Origin of the sequence: Plantibacter sp. MCCC 1A11337, from assembly GCF_013349365.1 — a bacterium.
In the GTDB taxonomy this organism is placed as follows: Bacteria; Actinomycetota; Actinomycetes; order Actinomycetales; family Microbacteriaceae; genus Plantibacter; species Plantibacter flavus_A.
Genome location: NZ_JABJWX010000001.1, coordinates 654388 through 673263, shown reverse-complemented (window position 1 = coordinate 673263; position 18876 = coordinate 654388). Strand labels below are relative to the sequence as shown.

The window sequence follows — 18876 nt, the reverse complement described above, 5'->3', positions numbered from 1 at the left end:
TGCGGACGCGATGCGGTTCAGTCGTAGCGGGCCTCGGCCCTCCAGTGCTGCTCCTCCAACAGGAGCAGCCAGGCGTCACCCGCATCGTCGAGGACCTGGAGACGGTGGACGCGATGGTGGCCGTCGTCGTCCCACCAGCGTTCGTCGATGCTCCAGGGGCCGGCCCAACCGTGGATGACGTGCCAGTCCGAGAGGGCGAAGAACCGTGCTGGTGCTGCACTCACGGTGCTGCGCTCGTCGACGGCCACAGTCTGACCCGTCGCGTCGACGACCTCGACCGGCACGGCGGTGTCGAAGACGGTCGACGGAGCCGCTCCCGGGATGGTCCCGGGCCACGGCCGGTTCCGACGTTCGGCCACGGCCGCCTCACCACCCGGCGGAACGCTGCCCCAGGGGACGAGGATGCGGCGGTCGAGGAGGAGGCGGCCGCCGGACGGCACCGCGGTCACGACGCCGTCGTGGCCGAGCATGCTCTGGACACGGGCGAGTCCGCTGTGGATGCGTTCGTCCGGTCCGCTGCCCCAGAGTCCTTCCTCGTGTTCCGCGGCGTCGTCGAGGGTCTCCGGGACGACCTCGACGAGTTCGACGGGGGAGGCGAGTCCGTGATCGATGTCGGACGCGCCCTGCAACTGCCAGCGCACGCGATCGAGGACGTCGCCGGCGGTGAACCAGCGTGGGTGGAGCCAGGTGCGGGTGGAGCGCTCCCCGCGCTCGCTCCGCATGCTGATCGTGATCGCGGTGGTCACGAGGCCGGCCTCCGCCAGGCCGGTGATGAACCGTTCCGCGGACTGCCGGAACCCGAAGGTCAGCTGGTCGATGCGGTCGAGCGGGGGCTCGAAGGCGATCGACACGGCCAGCTCTGTCGGCGGCACCCGAGGGACGACGCTTCGGGCGTCCGCGCCGGCTGCGAGGCGGTGCGCTCGGGCGCCGTCGGGGCCGAAGCGGTCGCGGACCTCGGTCGCGGGCAGTGCGCCGAACGCCCCCAGGGTGCTGATCCCGAGCCGGTGCAGCAGTGAGCTGAGTTCGGGGCGCCCGAGGGTGGACAGGGGGAGTGGGGCCAGGAAGGCGGGAGAGGCTCCGGAGGGGATGGCGATGATCCGGGAACCGTCCTGCTGGAACGCGGTGGACCTCGCGGCCTGCTCCGCGGCGAAGGGGCCGTCGGCGATGCCGATCCGTGCATCGGGGACACCGAGCTCGTCGAGGCGGGTCAGGAGGACCTCCGCCGCAGCCGACTCGCCGCCGTAGTATCTGCTCGGTCCTCGGGATCGGATGGCGCAGAGCCCGGCCCGGAAGGGCTGGACGCCCGGCATGAGCTCCTCGATGCCGAGGAGGACCGGCTCGAAGGCGCGGGTGTCGACGACCGGGTCGTAGTCGGCGGTCGCCAGTTCCGGACAGCGGGCCTCGGCCTCGCGGACACGGAGTCCACGCCGCACTCCTGCTCGACGTGCGCTGGCGTCGCAGGCCAGGACCTCACCATGCTCGACCAGGGCCAGCGGAGCGTCGGCCGTGTCCTCGGACAGCGTTCCAGAGAGTCGTGCCGCCACGATCGGCCAGTCGGGACACCAGAGGACCATGGTGCGCTCGACCGGTCCCGCAGGCGGTTCGGTCGTCATCGGTTCACGACCATCGGGAGCCGGACGACCGTGTCGTCGTCGAGGAGGCCGGAGCCGGCGAGCGGTGCGGTGCGACCCTCGGTCGATCCCAGGGGCAGCGTCAGGTGCGCGGTCCTGGGCCGGCCCGCAGCCCCCTGGCCGAGCATCGAGCTGACGGTGAGTCGCCGATGCCGGAGATGTCCGTGCCCCGCCCCGAGGCCGCTCCAGGAGCTCTCGGTCACGCGCAACGTCGCATCGCTCTGCGGCCAGGAACCGAGGACGATCAGTGCGGCCTCGCGCTGCCGGAGGCGAGCCGCGAGTCTGGCGGCGTCGCTCGGGGCGATCCGTCCGGGAGGCGCTGTGATGAGCACGCCGGCGACGTCGGCCATGGCCGCGGTGACCGTGAGCCAGTCCGGACCGAGCTGGGGGACGAGGACGAGTCGTTCGAGGTCGATGCCCATGGAGGCCGCCGCCTCCACGCCGAACGACGGGAGACCGATGACGGCGCACCAGGTCCCGGCTGCTGACGGCCCGGCCATGAGCGACATGGCGAGCGCCGTGGAGCCGAGCACGGAGTAGCTGCCTCCGGCCTGGAGGGCGCCACCGGGCAGGAGCCGGGAGAGCTCAGGAGCGGTCGGCAGGGATCGGGTGTCGAGGCGCGTCCCCTGCATCCGCTTGATGCGCCCCTGGAGTTCGTGCAGCTCGGTCGCGGTGTCCGCCCTGACGGGGGAGTCGACGAGTGCGCGGAGGGCCATGGCTCAATATTCGAACATATCTTCGAACAAGTCAACCGGCTCGATCCGGTCTCGACGACGACTGACGGATGACTCGACCATGGTCCGGCATCCCACCGACACGCGGTCCGCGGTGTCAGCGGCGCCCGGTACGCTGGGCCCATGTGCGGACGTTTCGTCGTGACCGAATCCACCGAGGAGCTCATCGAGCTCTTCGACATCGACCACGCGGCTGCCGAGCTGCCCGGGCCCTCGTACAACGTGCGCCCGACCGAGCAGATCCCGATCATCCTCGACTCGGTGAAGACGGGGCCGGCGGTCCGCCGGCTCGAATCGGCGCGGTGGTCACTCGTGCCGTCGTTCGCCACCGAGCTGAAGAGTCAGTACCCGACCTTCAACGCTCGCGCGGAGGAGGTCGCCACCAAGCCCACGTTCGCGCCATCGGTCAAACAGAAGCGCGCATTGGTCCCCGCCGCCGGGTACTACGAGTGGCACACCGAGGGCGCGACGAAGACCCCGTACTACGTGCAGACCGCTGGTGGTGAACCGATCGTCTTCGCGGCCCTCTACTCGTGGTGGCGCGACCGCTCGCGACCGGACGACGACCCGCGGCGTTGGGTGCTGAGCGCGACCATCCTCACGCGGCCGGCGGTCGGTCCCTTGCAGGAGCTGCACCCACGGACGCCCGTGACGCTGCCTCCGGAATGCTGGGACGCCTGGCTTGACCCGCACCACGAGGCCGACCAGGACGAGGTCGACGAGATGGTGTCCGCAGCGACCGACGTCGCCGAGCAGCTCGTCTTCCACCGGGTGGCGCCGTTGCAGGGCGATGGACCGGAGCTCATCCTCCCCGTCCAGGAGTAGCCGCAGGAGAGTCGGCCGGATGCACGGAACGGAACCGCCCCGGAGACACGAAATCTACCCCGGACACACAGAACCGCCCCTGACGCGAACGTCAGGGGCGGTTCTCGGTGTCTCAGACGCGAGGGCTGGAATGACCTGCCGCTCGGATCGTCAGCTCCGACTGATCAGAGAATCAGAGGGGGCGGATGTTCTCGGCCTGCAGGCCCTTGGGGCCCTGGTTGGTCTCGAACTCGACCTTCTGGTTCTCCTCGAGCGAGCGGTAGCCGCTCGTCGCGATGGCGGAGAAGTGTGCGAAGACGTCGGCGCTGCCGTCGTCAGGAGTGATGAATCCGAAGCCCTTTTCGGCGTTGAACCACTTCACAGTTCCAGTTGACATGTATTTCCTCTTTCATGAGTGACCGTTCCCGACTTTCGGGCCCGTTCGTCGCGGTGTTCTTTGCTCGCTCCTCAGAAAAGCAGCGTATCCATCGGTGGAAACGCGGCTTGAAATACCTGCGCAACACAACAACTTCGATCCACGTTAGCCCATCTCGGCTCGAAACGGCAGCCGATCAGGTAACGGATTGGCCAATTCCGCATCTTTTTCCGACATTCGTCGTGATGCCTGGGTATCTCCAGCGGATCTCGCGGTGTGCGGTGATTCCCCAGCCGTCGACCGTAGGCTGAGGCCATCTGCAGAGCTCATGCTCGCCCGAGCGTCCGCTCACCATCCCGGCTGGGAAGTCGACACGATTCCTCCGGAGTGCCCATGTCAACTGAAGCCATCCTCGGCCCGGTTCGTGCCACGAGCCCCCGCAAGCCCGGCGCTGCGAACGTCACCAGCTCCTACTCGTCGCTGTTGAAGACGGTTCGCGAAGCAGGACTCCTCCGCCGCCACCGCACGTTCTACATCCTCACGTTCTCGTTCCTCGTGATCGCGCTCCTCGGCTGCGTCACCGGCTTCGTCCTGCTCCGCGAGTCGTGGTTCCAGTTGCTCATCGCCGGCGCGCTCGGCATCATCCTCACCCAGTTCGCCTTCCTCGCCCACGAGGCATCGCACCGTCAGGTCTTCGAGTCGGGCCGGGCGAACGACCGCGCCGGTCGCTTCCTCGCGGCGGGCATCGTCGGCATCAGCTACTCGTGGTGGATGACGAAGCACACGCGCCACCACGCGAACCCGAACCAGGTCACCAAGGACCCCGACATCGAGATCGACACGATCTCCTTCATCGAGGAGGACGCGGCGAAGGCCAAGGGCCTGCAGGCGCTGATCACCCGGAAGCAGGGCTACCTCTTCTTCCCCCTCCTCATGCTGGAGGGCATCAACCTCCACGCGCTGTCCTTCAAGACCCTCTTCGGTCCGGGCAAGGTCGACGGCCGCGCCGCCGAGATCAGCATGATCGTCGCCCGCGTCGGTCTGTACCTGGCCGCGATCTTCCTCTTCCTGCCCGTCGGCATGGCGTTCGCGTTCCTCGGCGTCCAGCTCGCGGTCTTCGGCGTCTACATGGGTGCGTCCTTCGCGCCGAACCACAAGGGCATGCCGATCATCCCGGCGGACATGAAGCTCGACTTCCTCCGCAAGCAGGTGCTGACCTCGCGCAACGTCCGCGGCTTCGGCATGGCCACCTTCATGGGCGGCCTGAACTACCAGATCGAGCACCACCTGTTCCCGAGCATGCCTCGCCCGGCTCTGGCCCGTGCTCGCGTCATCGTGCGGGAGCACTGCGAGACCCAGCAGGTGCCGTACACGGAGACGACCCTGCTGCAGTCCTACGCCATCGTCATCGAGTACCTCAACCGGGTCGGGCTCTCAGCCCGCGACCCGTTCGACTGCCCGGCGGCGGCGAACTTCCGCCGCCGGTAGTCGACCGGTCTCAGACCTCGAGCGTGTCGAGCGGGGCGAGCGGGTAGTAGGTCCCGCCGCCCTGTTCGGTCGCCCACTGCAGGCGGTCGTGCGACATGCTCTGTCCCGGCCCTGAGAGCACCATCTCGTGCGTCCCGAACGCGCGCTTCGGCGCGACGGCGGTGACGAAATCCATGCCCTCGGAGATCTTCATCCAAGGCGCACCGGCCGGCGCTGCAAGGACGTCGACGTCGACCCCCTCGGGGACGGCGAAGGAATCGCCGGGGTAGTACACCAGGTCGTTGATGAGGACGCCGACGTTGTCGATCACCGGGATCGACGAATGGATGACCGCGTGGGTCCCGCCGAAGAAGCGGAGCGTGAACGGCCCCGCTTGGACCACGTCTCCCGGGGCGACGACGGTGATGTCGTACCCGTCCGCGGCGGCAGCGACACCGGCTGGTCCGTAGAGGACGGCCTCCGGGCTCGCGGCGAGGATGCGGTCGAGGTGCTCCGCGGTCCAGTGATCGGGGTGCAGGTGCGTGATCAGGATCGCCGCGGTGTGCTCCACATCGGCGATCGGCGACGTGAACGCGCCCGGGTCGACGATCAGCTTGGCGCCGTCCGTCTCGAGGAGGAATGCTGCATGTTCGAACTTCGTGAGTCTCATAGGACGAGTGAATACCGTGGGAGCGCCGGGGGCAACCCGGTCGTCCGGGTATCCAGCCGCCGTGGGCCTGTCAGAATCGGCAGGTGACCACGCAGCCCCGACGCATCGGCGTCGCCATCAACCCGACCGCGTCGTTCGGCTCGACCCGAGCCGTCGGCCCGATGGTGCTCGACGCCCTCGAGCAAGCCGGGCACCGTGCCGTCCGGCTGCAGGAGCAGACCGTCGGGCAGCTCCGGAGCGCGGTGCGGACTGCCATCGAGGCCGGGTTGGACGCGCTCGTCGTCGTCGGTGGCGACGGCATGGTGAGTCTGGCCGTCGAGGCGGTGCGTGACTCGGGCCTGCCGTTCGGCGTGGTCCCGTCCGGTACGGGCAACGACATCGCCAGGGGACTCGGGATCCCGCTGGGGGATCCCGCAGCCGCGATCGCGTCCCTGCTCCGTGCGCTCGAGGGTGGGCCGCGCGTGATCGACGCCGGCACGGTGACGGACGGCGAGCGGACGACCTGGTTCGTCGGTGCGGTGTCCGCAGGCTTCGACGCCCTCGTCAACGAACGGGCGAACCGCATGCGACGGCCGCGCGGGCGCAGTCGGTACACGATCGCGATCCTCCGTGAGCTCCTGGCCCTGCGAGCCCGCCGGTACGAGCTGACCGTGGACGGGACGCCGGAGACGGTCGACGCCGTCCTCCTCGCCGTGGCGAACAACACCTCGATCGGTGGTGGCATGCTCATCGCGCCGCAGGCGGACCTCGCCGACGGCCGATTCGACCTGTTCGTCGTCGCACCCGTGTCCCGGTTCCGGTTCCTCCGGCTGTTCCCCAAGGTCTTCTCGGGTGCCCACACCGGCCTCGACATCGTGCGCCTGTCGCCGGTCCGTTCCGTCTCGATCGCCGCGGACGGCATCACGGCCTATGCCGACGGGGAGCGCATCGGTCCGCTGCCGGTCACGATCGACGTGGTCCCCGGAGCCCTCCGCGTGCTCGCCTGAGCCTGTTCACCCGACCGCGAGCACCGCGCGACACGCCCGTCGGATGCCGCTGGTGGCCTCGATTTGTACGGCTCGAAATCGTATGGCATACTCATATCCGTTGCTTACGGCCCCATCGTTTAGCGGCCTAGGACACCGCCCTCTCACGGCGGCAGCACGGGTTCAAATCCCGTTGGGGTCACAACACCGAACGAAGCCTCGCTCTCCTGAGTCATCAGGGAGCGGGGCTTCGTTCATTCGGCGGCTCGAGCCTGCCCCGGGATGTCCACGCAGGCCCTCCAGGATGCGCGGATGGCAGGGCCCGCACCGATCTCGCCGAGCGTCGCTGCGTGCTAGCTTGGCCGGGTGACCGTGAAGCAGAAGCGCCGCGCTCCGGCGACAGCCGCAGTCCTGATCCTCGCCGCGCTGCTGACGGGGTGTTCCATCCCGGTGACGGGGGAGCCCGTGGCCGGCGGTGCGGGCCCGGTCGTCGACGTGGCCGGGGGCACCGACGACACGCTGCGCAAGGACTTCGACGCGAGTCCCCAGGAGGTCAACGACTACTGGACCGACGACAAGTTCGGCGGAGCGACGGCTCCGGATCTGAAGCCGGGCGAGGACACGCTCACGGGCGACCAGGCCACCGGCGTGGTCGTGCACCCGAGTACCGGGGTCGGTCCCGACGTCGACGTCAAGGCCATCACCCCGACAGCAGCCGGCGACCCCTACCCGGCGACCGGCTTGGCGGCGGCGACGCAGGGACGTCTGTACTTCTCCATCGGCGGTGCCACGTACGTCTGTTCCGCGAGCGTCGTCAACGCCCCGACCATGGACCTCGTCCTGACGGCGGGCCACTGCGTCTGGGACACGTACGGCAAACAGCTCGCCGAGAACATCATCTTCATCCCGGCCGACGCAGCCAACGGTCAGACCCAGCCCTACGGGCAGTGGGCCGGGGTCAGCACGTACGTCCCCGACGAGTTCACGAGTGAGGCGACCTCGGACGCCAGCGGTGCGACGAGCGGCAACGGCTGGGCCTACGACTTCGCCTTCATCCGGCTCGCCCCGAACGCTGCAGGTCAGAAGATCCAGGAGGTGACCGGCGGTCAGGGCATCTCGTTCGGTACGCCGCCCGAGGGCATCACGGTGATCGGGTATCCGTCCGCCGCACCGTTCGACGGTCAGTCGCAGCGCTACTGCGCGAGCCAGGCCGCCACCAAGGGCTATGCCGGATACCGGGTCGACTGCCTCATGACCCCGGGTTGCTCGGGCGGGGGCTGGCTCACCCGCCTGGATCCCGCCACCGGCGCCGGGTACGTCACCTCGGTCACCTCACGCGGCGACGGTTCCTGGCTCGAGGGCCCCGTCCTCGGACAGCGGGCGCTCACCCTATACAACGATGCTCTGGCGGAGGGGTCATGAACGCCAGAACGAGTATGACGCGATATCGCCGGCGGATCGGCGCCGTGGCTCTGGCCGGGAGCGCCGCGCTCGCCTTGAGCGCGTGCACGACGCCCGGATCGGCGTTCCCCGACGCCGCCGCCCAGCAGAGCTACATGCAGGATCTCGCCGAGGCGAGGTTGGAGTTGCTGTCAGCCCAGATCGGCCAGGCGCCGGACGTGATCGGGTCGGCATACGTCCACGCCGTCTCGGGAGACCTCGAGTCGCACGAGAACGACTCGGTCGTGCTCTTCGGCGACCCGACCGCGTCGTTCAGCCAGGACAAGGGCTCGGCCGACGGCGACACCGTCGACATCTATCACCAGGCGGGAGTCGACTACGACCTCCTGCTGCTCGGCGGTGAACTCATGGAGCTCGCGCCCACGGAGTGGGTGGCCGTCCAGACGCAGTACGTGGCTGACGAGGACGCCGAGGGTTCGCTCGGGCCGGCCTGCGTCTACCCCGGTATCTCCATCGCGTGCGACATCTACAGCGCGGTCGAAACCACTCGCAGCTCGGGGGACGGCGCGCTCAGCAGCGTCGTCGTCTCGATGCGCAACGACGGCTCCTCGCAGATCTCGACGAGCGCGAGCCTCGAGAGCGTGCTGGCCGTCGGGACGCTCTTCGACCTCCCGGACGACCTCGTCTCGTCGTTCAGCGAGGACGACCTCGCGACGCTCCTCCCGGTGACGATCTTCCAGAACGCCGAGGGCGGCCTCGTGAAGATGGAGTTGAGCGGGACGGTCGACAGCGAGACGACGCTGCAGTTGCAGGCCGGCTTCGAGGTGTCGGGCACGTCGACGCTCGAGGACCTGCCGACCGCACCATCAGGATTCGACGTGACGGTGATCCCGGCGGCCGATCAGGCCGCGTTCTGGGATCGGATCGAGGAGTTGAGGAAATGACCGACGACCAGAAGCCCGAGGACCTCGGAAAGCCCCCGGTCGGCGGCCCCCTGCGCCCCGACCAGCAGCCGCCGGGATTCCCCGACCCGAACGCACCCCGCCTGGAGTTCGGACCGGGAAGCCCGCAGCGTCAGACGCCGTCGCAGAACGGTGCACCCCAGAACGGCGCGCCGCAGGGTCAGAACGGACCGCCGCAGGGCGTCCCGTCTCAGAACGGCCCGTCTCAGGCGTCCGCGCCTGGTCAGACCGGCGGAGCGCCTCGTCTGCAGGGAGGCGCCCCAGGGCAGCAGTCCAACGGTCCAGCGCCGCAGCCGCCCACCCAGCCTGGAGCGCCGTTCGCCGGCGCGCCCGGGGGGCAGCCGTGGGTGCAGCAGCAGCGGCCCTCGAACGCAGGCCCGAACCAGCAGCCGCAGCAGCACGGGCGGCCAGGCGGTCCGGACGGGTTCCGGCCCCCGACATCGACTGGTCAGCCCGGTCACGCGCCCGGGGGTCCTCAGCAGGGTCAGGCCCCCGGCCAGGCTCCACAGGGACGTCCGTTCGGCGCGCCGCAGGGCCAGCCTCAGAACCGGCCTCAGGGGCCGCAGGGTCAACCTCCTTACGGTCAGGCACGCCCGACCGGGCCACAGCCCTTCGGTCCGGGACAGGCGCAGCACCCGACCGGCCCGTTCCAGCCAGGTCCGCAACAGCAAGGATCGCAGTCCGGTCCGCAGCAGACCGGTCCGTTCCGTCCCGGCCCCGAGTACGGCGTCGCGGGCCAGCAGCCTGCTCCGAGCCGGAAACCCGCGCGCAAGCCGCTCGGGCGCAAGCTCTGGATCGGCGTGCTCATCGGTGCGGTCGCCGCATCGCTCATCGCCGTCCCGCTCACCCTCCTCTCGGTCGGTCGCCTGTTCACGCCGATGCTCGACCGCGCCTCGGTGCAGACCGGTGTGGCCGAGGTGCTCAAGCAGGACTTCGGCCTCGCGGACGTCGAGAAGGTCGAGTGCCCGAGTGACCAGCCGGCCACGACAGGGACGCAGTTCGAGTGCACGTTCTCGTACAACGCGAAGAGCTACCCGGTGGCCGTCGAGGTCATCAACGACCAGGGGCAGTACCGCGTCGGGATCGACGCGCCGAAGTAGCACGGTGTCGGCGCCGACGTCCCCTCGAGCGACGACGGTACCGACGTCTCCGCTCCGGACCGGGTGGTACGCTGGGCGAATGTTGTCCGGGCTGCTCCTCCTTCCCAGCCGCGACGAGGCCTAGATCCAGGCTCCCTCGTCGCGGAGGTCGCTGACGCCTGACCCCTCATCGTTTGAAGGAATTCCACGACATGTCGCAGCTGAACGCCGATCCGTCCGTCCCGAGCATTCCCGAGCACCCGCGCACGCTCGCCGAGAAGGTCTGGGACGACCACCTCGTCGTCAAGGGTGAGGACGGCACGCCCGACCTCATCTACATCGATTTGCACCTCGTCCACGAGGTGACGAGCCCGCAGGCCTTCGACGGCCTCCGCCTGGCCGATCGGCCGCTGCGTCGCGTCGACCTCACGATCGCTACCGAGGACCACAACACCCCGACGCTCGCGATCGACAAGCCGATCGCCGACCTCACCAGCCGTACGCAGATCGAGACCCTCCGTCGCAACGCCGCGGAGTTCGGGGTGCGGATCCACTCCCTCGGCGATCTCGATCAGGGGATCGTGCATGTCGTCGGGCCGCAGCTCGGCCTCACGATGCCCGGGATCACGGTCGTCTGCGGCGACTCGCACACCTCGACCCACGGCGCCTTCGGGGCCATGGCCTTCGGTATCGGCACCAGCGAGGTCGAGCACGTCATGGCCACGCAGACGCTGCCGCTGAAGCCGTTCAAGACCATGGCGATCACCGTCGAGGGCACGCTGCGGCCGGGGGTGACCGCGAAGGACATCATCCTCGCCGTCATCGCGAAGATCGGCACCGGCGGCGGGCAGGGCTACGTCCTCGAATACCGCGGCTCGGCGATCCGTGCGCTCTCCATGGAGGGCCGCATGACGATCTGCAACATGTCGATCGAGGCCGGTGCCCGCGCCGGCATGGTCGCCCCGGACCAGATCACCTACGACTACCTGCAGGGTCGTCCGCACGCACCGACCGGAGCCGACTGGGACGAGGCCGTCGCCTACTGGGACACGCTTGCGACCGACGAGGGCGCCGCCTTCGACGCCGAGGTCTTCCTCGACGCCGACACGCTGGAGCCCTTCGTCACGTGGGGCACCAACCCCGGACAGGGCGTCTCGCTGAGCGAGAACGTGCCCGACCCGGCGGCCATCGCCGACCCGAACGAGCGGTCCGCCGCCGAGCGCGCCCTGGAGTACATGGCGCTCGAGGCCGGCACTCCGATGAAGGAGATCCCGGTGGACGCGGTCTTCATGGGCTCCTGCACGAACAGCCGGATCGAAGACCTGCGGGCGTTCGCATCCATCATCGAGGGCCGCACGAAGGCCGAGGGGGTGCGGGTCATGGTGGTCCCGGGTTCCGCCCGGGTTCGGATCGAGGCGGAGGCCGAGGGGCTCGACAAGATCATCACCGACTTCGGTGCGGAGTGGCGGTTCGCCGGATGCTCCATGTGCCTCGGGATGAACCCCGACCAGCTCGCTCCGGGCGAGCGCTGCGCCTCGACGTCGAACCGGAACTTCGAGGGCCGTCAGGGCAAGGGTGGCCGCACGCACCTCGTCTCGCCGCTCGTCGCCGCGGCGACCGCCATCCGTGGAACGCTTTCCAGCCCGGGCGACCTCGAGGTCGAGCCCGGCAGACACGCCGCCACCGAGCAGGAAGGCGTGCACGCCTGATGGACAAGTTCACGACCGTCACCGGCATCGCCGCTCCGATGCGGCGCTCCAACGTCGACACCGACCAGATTATCCCCGCCGTCTACCTGAAGCGGGTCACGAAGACCGGCTTCGAGGACGCGCTCTTCGCGGGGTGGCGTCAGGACCCCGACTTCGTCCTGAACCAGCCCGTCTACGAGGGTGCCAGCATCCTCGTCGCGGGGCACGACTTCGGCACCGGCTCGTCGCGTGAGCACGCCGTGTGGGCCTTGCGGGACTTCGGGTTCAAGGTCGTCGTGTCGTCCCGCTTCGGCGACATCTTCCGCGGGAACTCCGGGAAGCAGGGTCTCCTTGCCGCTCAGGTCACCGAGGAGGAGCTCGAGCAGCTCTGGGCTGCGATCGAGGCCACCCCCGGCGCCGATTCCGTCGTCGACCTCATCTCCCGGACCATCACGGTCGGCGATCTCACGGTTTCGTTCCAGGTCGACGATTACACTCGGTGGCGGCTCATCGAAGGACTCGATGACATCGGGCTGACGCTCCGTAGCGAAGAGCAGATCACCGCATTCGAAGCCCGGCGGCCGAACTGGCTGCCCCGCACCATTCCCGTCAAGTAGCAAGGCAGTAGGTACCGGTTTGAATTCACTCGTCCAGGCGTCACAGGCGGCAGGCTCGTCGGTCGGACTCGATGTCGACCGCATCACGATCAACGGCGGTATCCCGCTCCGGGGCCGCATCGAGGTCAAGGGTGCCAAGAACCTCGTGACCAAGGCGATGGTGGCGTCGCTGCTCGGCGAGAACGTCAGCGTCCTGCGCAACGTGCCGAACATCAGCGACGTCCGGGTCGTCCGCTCCCTGCTCGAGATCCACGGCGTGGACGTGACGGAGGGCGAGAACCCGAACGAGCTCCGCCTCGACCCGACCAACGTCGAGTCCGCCCACATGGAGGAGATCGACGCGCATGCCGGCTTCTCCAGGATCCCGATCCTGTTCTGCGGGCCGCTGCTCCACCGCCTCGGGGCGGCGTTCATCCCCGACCTCGGAGGGTGCCGCATCGGCGACCGTCCCATCGACTTCCACCTCGACGCGCTCCGCAAGTTCGGCGCGGTCGTGGAGAAGCTCCCGCAGGGCATCCGTCTCTCAGCTCCGAACGGTCTCCACGGGACGACGGTGCACCTCCCGTACCCGAGCGTCGGCGCCACGGAGCAGGTCCTGCTCACGGCGGTCCGTGCCAAGGGCACCACGGAGCTCAAGGGTGCGGCGATCGAGCCGGAGATCATGGATCTCATCGCCGTCCTCCAGAAGATGGGCGCGATCATCTCCTATGAGCCGAACCGCGTGATCCTCATCGAGGGCGTGGACAAGCTCGAGGGGTACGACCACACGGCCATCGGCGACCGCAACGAGGCCGCGAGCTGGGCGTCGGCCGCGCTCGCGACCGACGGCGACGTCTTCGTCGGCGGCGCGAAGCAGCAGGACATGATGACGTTCCTCAACATCTTCCGCAAGGCCGGTGGCGGGTTCGACATCACCGACGACGGCATCCGGTTCTACCGCAAGGAGGAGCTGAAGCCCGTGGTCATCGAGACCGACGTGCACCCCGGCTTCATGACGGACTGGCAGCAGCCCCTCATCGTCGCGCTGACGCAGGCGACGGGCGAGTCGATCGTCCACGAGACCGTCTACGAGAACCGGTTCGGCTTCACGGACGCGCTCAACACCATGGGCGCGAACATCGTCGTGCACCCCAATGGACTGTCGGGTACGCCTCGTCGCGTGCCGCGGCGCAACCTCGAGCAGGCCGCCGTCATCAACGGCCCGACGCCGCTGCACGGTGCCGACATCGAGGTACCCGACCTCCGCGGTGGCTTCAGCCACCTCATCGCGGCGCTCACCGCCGAGGGCAAGTCGACGGTCAGCAACGTCGGCATCATCAGCCGTGGGTACGAGAACTTCATCGTGAAGCTCCAGCAGCTCGGTGCTGACTTCGTCCTCGAAACGAGGTAGTCCGCCGTGGGGGTGGAACGGTCGAGGCCGTCGATCTACTGGTTGCTGTCGTCGATCGCGATCCCGCCGTTCAGTGCTCTCGTCAAGCTCCACGTCCGGCACGGCGAACGCCTGCCGCAGGAGGGGCCGTTCATCCTGTCGCCCAACCACGATAGCGAGTTCGACCCGCTGATCATGGGCGTGGCCGTCTGGCGACTCGGGCGACAGCCCCGCTTCATGGCGAAGGGCAGTCTGTTCACGGTCCCGGTGGTCGGGTGGTTGTTGCGGAAGTCCGGACAGATCCCCGTCGAGCGCGAGGGTTCCGCCCGCGGCATGGATCCGGTCAGCGCTGCAGCGCACCTGACCGAACGCGGTCAGGGCGTCATCGTGTACCCGGAGGGTTCGCTCACCCGCGACCCGGGTCTGTGGCCGATGCGCGGGCGCACCGGCGCGGTCCGGATCGCCCTCACGCACGGCCTGCCGATCATCCCCGCCGCGCACTGGGGTACGCAGGAGGTCATGCCTCGGTACGGCAGGCTGCGGGTGTTCCCCTTGCGGAAGCGCGTCGAGGTCGCCATCGGCGAGCCGGTGGACCTCTCGGCGTTCATCGGGCGGCAGCTAGACTCGAAGACGCTGAACGAGGCGACCGAGGTCGTCATGCAGGCCATCACCGCCCTCTGTGAGGAGCTGCGCGGTGCCCAAGCTCCCGCGGAGCGTTGGGATCCCTCGAAACACCAGCAGAAGGAGACAGGCCGCTTTGAGTCCTAGGAACGTTCCGCAACCACCGGCCGCCACGAGGGTCGCCGTGCTCGGAGCGGGCAGCTGGGGCACGACGTTCGGCAAGATCCTCGCGGACGGTGGCTCCGACGTGGTCATGTGGGCCAGGCGACCCGAGCTCGCTCGAGAGATCACCGAAGCCAAGCGCAACAGCGACTACCTGCCCGGGATCAATTTGCCGATGCGGATGACCGCGACCGCGAGCATGGTCGACGCCGTGCGCGGTGCCTCGGTCGTGTTCCTGTCCGTCCCGAGCCAGTCCCTGCGCGACAACCTCATCGCGCTCCGTCCTCACCTCGAGGACGGCACCCTCGTCGTCTCGCTCATGAAGGGCGTCGAGCGTCGCAGCGGATCCCGGATGAGCGAGGTCATCCGAGAGACCCTCGACATCGATCCGTCCCGCATCGCCGTCGCCTCGGGCCCCAACCTCGCGCTCGAGATCGCCCGCGAGCAGCCGACGGCCGCCGTGATCTCCTCGGAGAGCCTCGAGACGGCGCAGACGGTCGCGCTCCTCGCGCGCAACCGGTACTTCCGCAGCTTCGTGAACACCGACGTCATCGGTACCGAGTTCGGCGGTGTGCTCAAGAACCTCATCGCCGTCGCGATCGGCATCGTCGACGGCGTCGGCTACGGCGAGAACACGAAGGCCTCCATCATCACCCGCGGGCTGGTCGAGATGACCGACTTCGCGGTGGCCCACGGCGCGCAGCCGGAGACCCTCTCGGGCCTGGCCGGGCTCGGCGACCTCATCGCGACCTGCCAGTCTCCGCTGTCACGGAACAACACGGCGGGGCGTCTGCTCGGCCAGGGGTATCAGTTCGACGACGTCGTCAAACAGATGCAGCAGACCGCGGAGGGGCTCGCGTCCGTGGCGCCGGTGCTCGAGCTGGCCAAGGCGAAGGGGGTCGCGATGCCCATCGTCGAACAGGTCAAGCAGGTGCTCGACGGCACGCTCGACCCGAAGGACATCGCACCGCACCTCACGACCGACGACGACGAACCCCAGGGGGAGAGAAGCAACGATGACGCACAAGACCGGAGTGGTGGTGCTCTTTGGAGGCCGTTCAAGCGAGCACTCGATCAGCTGCGCAACGGCGGGCGGCGTCCTCGCCGCGATTGACCGCGAACGCTACGACGTCTACCCGGTCGGGATCGCCCACGACGGCTCGTACGTCCTCGAGGTCGACGATCCGAGCCGGTACGCGCTCGACCCCGCCCACCTGCCGGAGGTCGACCCCTCGCGGCCGGCCGTGCGCTGGCCTGAGCGCGTCGGCAGCCGTGAGCTGACCGTCGTCGGGGAGGACGGCGTTCCGTTCACCCTCGGCCCCGTCGACATCGTCTTCCCGATCCTCCACGGTCGGTTCGGCGAGGACGGCACCGTGCAGGGCATGCTCGAGCTCGTCGACCTCCCGTACGTCGGCTCCGGCGTCCTCGCGTCCTCCCTCGGCATGGACAAGCACTTCACGAAGACGGTGCTCCAGGCCGCCGGGATCGCCGTCGCGCCGTGGGTGCGGTTCACCGCCCACGAGTGGGCCACGGCACCCGAGGAGGTGCTCGCATCGCTCGGGTCGCTCGGGTCACCGGCGTTCGTGAAGCCGGCGCGAGCCGGTTCGAGCGTCGGGGTGTCGAAGGTGTCGACGCCGGACGCGTTCCGTGCGGCGATCGAACTGGCACTCGCCGAGGACTCGACCGTGCTCGTCGAGACCGGTCTGGTGGGCCGAGAGGTCGAGTGTGCGGTCCTCGAGTCCCTCCCCGGCGAAGCACCTCGGGTCTCGGTTGCCGGCGAGGTCGTCGTGACCGGACGCGACTTCTACGACTTCGAGGCGAAGTACCTCGACGCCCCCGGTATCGAGCTCGTCTGCCCCGCCGACCTCCTTCCCGAGCAGTTGTCGGAGATGCAGGACCTCTCTCGTCGGGCGTTCGAGGCGTTGGGCTGCGCGGGGCTCGCCCGGGTCGACTTCTTCCTGACTGCGGACGGCTTCGTCGTCAACGAGGTCAACACCATGCCGGGGTTCACCCCGATCTCGATGTTCCCGAGCTGCTGGTTGGCCTCGGGGCTCAGCTACCCCGAGCTCATCACCGAGCTGATCGAGGTCGCCCGCGCCCGCTCCTGAACGGCGTGGCCCCGGGAACGGTCAGCCGTCGGTGGGGATCGGAAGTTCGGCGTCGCCGAGGGCGGTGCACTTCCCGGTGACAGGGAGCACGGACACGGCAGGCGCCAGATCGGCCAGGACGGTGCTGCTGGCGACGGCATCGCCGTCGAGCACGATCTCGACCGCGGGCGTGCGCCCGAAGGTCGTGAACCGGTAGTTCGGCGCGTCGGTGTCGTCGATGATCCAGTCGACGCCGTTCACCGACTGGCATTGCTGCGTGGTCGGGCCGGGGATCGCGACGCCGCAGTGCAGGAGGACCGTCGCGGGATCGCCCCAGGCCCCGGTGGCCTGGGCGTCGGTCCCTCGCTCGGGCAGTTCGGCGACGGCGTCGGGGAGACGCACCGTGACCTCCGCGCACTGCGGGTTGTTCGCGTCGGCGGCGGGTTCGAGCGCGACGGCGGGCGCGCACCCGGCCAGGGCCAGGGTTGCGGCTGCGGCGAGGGCGGTGGCGAGGAGCACACGAATCGGGGACATCGCCCACCAGGCTACCGTTGATCCCATGAACGAGTCTGGGAGCGCGTCCGACGATCACGGAACGGTCGGGGCCTGTGTCGGGGACCTCGCGGAGGGGGAGCTGCTCGAGCGCATCTTCCCTCGCTTGCCGCACGCCGACGCCGAACTCCTCGGGCCGGGTGACGATGCCGCGGTCGTCCTTGCGCCGGACGGTCGGTTCGTCGTCACGACGGACACGATGATCCACGGGCCGGACTTCCGGCTGGCGTGGTCGAGCGCCCACGACCTGGGGTGGAAGGCTGCGGCCAGCAACCTGGCGGACGTCGCGGCGATGGGGGCGCGTCCGACGGCACTCGTCGTCGCACTCGCCATGCCCAAGCACCTGCCGGTCGCCGTGCTCGACGGGTTCGCTGACGGCCTGCGCGACGCGTGTGCGGAGCTCGCGCCCGGCTGCGGTGTCGTCGGTGGTGATCTGGCCGTGTCCGACGTCTTCATGATCGCGGTGACGGCGTTCGGCGACCTCGAGGGTCGTGCCCCCGTCCGACGTGACGGAGCGCGACCCGGCGACGTGGTCGCGGTCGCGGGGGAGTTGGGTTCGGCTGCGGCAGGTCTGCGACTCCTCTTCTCGCGTGGGGTCGACACCGACGGCGTGCCTTCGGCCGAAGCAGCATCCGTCCTACGACGCGATCACCGGTTCGAGGTGGAGGCACAACTCGCGCCACGGCCACCGATCGCGGCCGGGGTCGTCGCCGCCGTCGCCGGTGCCACGGCGATGCTCGACCTGTCGGACGGGCTCGCGCTCGATGCCGGTCGCCTCGCGCGGGCGAGTGGGGTCGCGATCGACCTGCGGGCAGAGGAGCTGGGTGCGGACGTGGCGCTCGCCCTCGCCGGTGGCGAGGACCACTCCCTCCTGGCGACGTTCCCGTCCGCCACGACGATCCCCGCCGGCTTCCGGACCATCGGCACGGCCCGGACCGGTGCCGGTGTCCTCGTCGACGGTGTGGCCTACGACGGTCGCGCCGGTTGGGACCCGTACCGCGACTGGGACGACGCGTCCGGTTGAGCGGTGTTCCCGGCCGCCGTGGCGCGAGGACCGTGCGGTGACGCGGTGACCGTGACCCGCTGACTCAGACCGGCGTGATCCACCAGACGACGGTCTCGCCGTAGGTGCTCTTCCGCAGGACCTCGAGCGCCGCGGGAAGGGTCGGTTCGGGTGAGCGGGAGCTCCGCTCGACGAGCACGAGCCCGTCGTCGGTGACCAGACCGACGAGCGCGGCAAGGTTGGCCGTGAGCTCCGTTTCGGGGAGGTCGTACGGGGGATCGATGAAGACGAGGTCGGACGGTATCGTCGCCCCGGACAGGTAGGTGCCGACCGACTTGGCGTGCACCGTGATGCGCGGTGCCGCTCCGCGAGGCGCTGCCGAGGTCACGATCCTCGCGTTGGCACGACACAGCTTCGCGGCCTCCGACCCTCGGTCGACGAGGGTGATCACCGCGGCACCCCGGCTGGCGCACTCGAGCCCCAGCGACCCCGAGCCTGCGTACAGGTCGAGCACCTCGGCGCCGGCGATCACGTCGCGGGCCTCCAACGCGGAGAAGAGGGCCTCGCGGACGCGATCGCTCGTCGGTCGTGTACCGCTGCCCGGAACCCGGATCGTGCGTGATCCGGCGAAACCCGAGATGATCCTGATGCCGGCCATGGTCCCATCCTCGCAGGCTGGGCGAAGCCG

General features: G+C 69.2%; 19 protein-coding genes and 1 tRNA gene. 14 read left to right on the top strand and 6 right to left on the bottom strand.

Annotated elements, in window-relative coordinates; translation table 11 throughout:
- Positions 1 to 17: 17 nt before the first annotated feature.
- Together HOW07_RS03090 and HOW07_RS03085 are read right to left on the bottom strand one after the other, a co-directional pair.
- On the bottom strand, positions 18 to 1613 hold the full coding sequence (locus tag HOW07_RS03090; protein WP_175116056.1) for a DNA polymerase Y family protein: 1596 nt from the start codon (positions 1611 to 1613) through the stop codon (positions 18 to 20).
- Entirely contained in the window at positions 1610 to 2347 is a 738-nt protein-coding gene (locus HOW07_RS03085; protein WP_175116055.1) for a hypothetical protein, read from the bottom strand. The genes HOW07_RS03090 and HOW07_RS03085 overlap by 4 nt, the downstream gene beginning before the upstream one ends.
- Before the next feature lie 141 nt (positions 2348 to 2488).
- Between HOW07_RS03085 and HOW07_RS03080 the strand changes: the two genes are divergently transcribed.
- Positions 2489 to 3190: an SOS response-associated peptidase gene (locus HOW07_RS03080; protein ID WP_175116054.1), complete on the top strand. Its 702-nt coding sequence runs from the start codon at positions 2489 to 2491 to the stop codon at positions 3188 to 3190.
- A gap of 172 nt (positions 3191 to 3362) precedes the next feature.
- Here HOW07_RS03080 and HOW07_RS03075 read toward each other — a convergent pair whose 3' ends face one another.
- Complete coding sequence (locus HOW07_RS03075) at positions 3363 to 3566, bottom strand: cold-shock protein (RefSeq protein WP_056006986.1); 204 nt, start codon at positions 3564 to 3566, stop codon at positions 3363 to 3365.
- 372 nt (positions 3567 to 3938) lie between these two features.
- Here HOW07_RS03075 and HOW07_RS03070 point away from each other — a divergent pair, with 372 nt between their 5' ends.
- On the top strand, positions 3939 to 5033 hold the full coding sequence (locus HOW07_RS03070) for an acyl-CoA desaturase (protein ID WP_085510601.1): 1095 nt from the start codon (positions 3939 to 3941) through the stop codon (positions 5031 to 5033).
- A gap of 10 nt (positions 5034 to 5043) precedes the next feature.
- Here HOW07_RS03070 and HOW07_RS03065 read toward each other — a convergent pair whose 3' ends face one another.
- On the bottom strand, positions 5044 to 5682 hold the full coding sequence (locus HOW07_RS03065) for an MBL fold metallo-hydrolase (protein WP_121290173.1): 639 nt from the start codon (positions 5680 to 5682) through the stop codon (positions 5044 to 5046).
- An 83-nt stretch (positions 5683 to 5765) separates the two neighbouring features.
- Between HOW07_RS03065 and HOW07_RS19750 the strand changes: the two genes are divergently transcribed.
- The 11 genes from HOW07_RS19750 (at position 5766) to HOW07_RS03010 (ending at position 16654) form a co-directional block, all read left to right on the top strand.
- Positions 5766 to 6668, top strand: a complete 903-nt coding sequence (locus HOW07_RS19750; RefSeq protein WP_175116053.1) for a diacylglycerol kinase family protein — start codon at positions 5766 to 5768, stop codon at positions 6666 to 6668.
- A gap of 108 nt (positions 6669 to 6776) precedes the next feature.
- Positions 6777 to 6849, top strand: a tRNA-Glu gene (locus HOW07_RS03055).
- Positions 6850 to 7013: 164 nt separating this feature from the next.
- Positions 7014 to 8069, top strand: coding sequence for a serine protease (locus tag HOW07_RS03050; protein ID WP_121290177.1), 1056 nt, complete (start codon positions 7014 to 7016; stop codon positions 8067 to 8069).
- A complete protein-coding gene (locus HOW07_RS03045) occupies positions 8066 to 8992 on the top strand; it encodes a hypothetical protein (RefSeq protein WP_175116052.1) in 927 nt (308 codons plus the stop codon). Before HOW07_RS03050 ends, HOW07_RS03045 begins: the two co-directional genes overlap by 4 nt.
- Entirely contained in the window at positions 8989 to 10110 is a 1122-nt protein-coding gene (locus tag HOW07_RS03040) for a DUF4333 domain-containing protein (RefSeq protein ID WP_175116051.1), read from the top strand. The genes HOW07_RS03045 and HOW07_RS03040 overlap by 4 nt, the downstream gene beginning before the upstream one ends.
- Before the next feature lie 191 nt (positions 10111 to 10301).
- Entirely contained in the window at positions 10302 to 11798 is a 1497-nt protein-coding gene (gene leuC / locus HOW07_RS03035) for a 3-isopropylmalate dehydratase large subunit (protein ID WP_064296292.1), read from the top strand.
- Positions 11798 to 12394, top strand: coding sequence for a 3-isopropylmalate dehydratase small subunit (gene leuD / locus HOW07_RS03030; RefSeq protein ID WP_175116050.1), 597 nt, complete (start codon positions 11798 to 11800; stop codon positions 12392 to 12394). Before leuC ends, leuD begins: the two co-directional genes overlap by 1 nt.
- A gap of 19 nt (positions 12395 to 12413) precedes the next feature.
- Positions 12414 to 13784 (top strand): UDP-N-acetylglucosamine 1-carboxyvinyltransferase, encoded by a 1371-nt coding sequence (gene murA, locus HOW07_RS03025; protein WP_175116049.1) that lies wholly within the window; start codon positions 12414 to 12416, stop codon positions 13782 to 13784.
- 6 nt (positions 13785 to 13790) lie between these two features.
- A complete protein-coding gene (locus HOW07_RS03020) occupies positions 13791 to 14531 on the top strand; it encodes a 1-acyl-sn-glycerol-3-phosphate acyltransferase (protein ID WP_121290183.1) in 741 nt (246 codons plus the stop codon).
- 37 nt (positions 14532 to 14568) lie between these two features.
- Positions 14569 to 15660, top strand: coding sequence for an NAD(P)H-dependent glycerol-3-phosphate dehydrogenase (locus HOW07_RS03015; RefSeq protein ID WP_240773584.1), 1092 nt, complete (start codon positions 14569 to 14571; stop codon positions 15658 to 15660).
- A complete protein-coding gene (locus HOW07_RS03010) occupies positions 15563 to 16654 on the top strand; it encodes a D-alanine--D-alanine ligase family protein (RefSeq protein ID WP_175116048.1) in 1092 nt (363 codons plus the stop codon). The genes HOW07_RS03015 and HOW07_RS03010 overlap by 98 nt, the downstream gene beginning before the upstream one ends.
- Positions 16655 to 16675: 21 nt before the next feature.
- Here HOW07_RS03010 and HOW07_RS03005 read toward each other — a convergent pair whose 3' ends face one another.
- Complete coding sequence (locus HOW07_RS03005) at positions 16676 to 17167, bottom strand: DUF3515 family protein (protein WP_079002232.1); 492 nt, start codon at positions 17165 to 17167, stop codon at positions 16676 to 16678.
- A gap of 25 nt (positions 17168 to 17192) precedes the next feature.
- Here HOW07_RS03005 and thiL point away from each other — a divergent pair, with 25 nt between their 5' ends.
- On the top strand, positions 17193 to 18209 hold the full coding sequence (thiL, locus tag HOW07_RS03000) for a thiamine-phosphate kinase (RefSeq protein WP_175116047.1): 1017 nt from the start codon (positions 17193 to 17195) through the stop codon (positions 18207 to 18209).
- Between the two features lie 64 nt (positions 18210 to 18273).
- On the opposite strand, the gene HOW07_RS02995 is transcribed toward thiL, so the two are convergent.
- On the bottom strand, positions 18274 to 18846 hold the full coding sequence (locus tag HOW07_RS02995; protein WP_175116046.1) for an RsmD family RNA methyltransferase: 573 nt from the start codon (positions 18844 to 18846) through the stop codon (positions 18274 to 18276).
- Between the last annotated feature and the right edge of the window lie 30 nt (positions 18847 to 18876).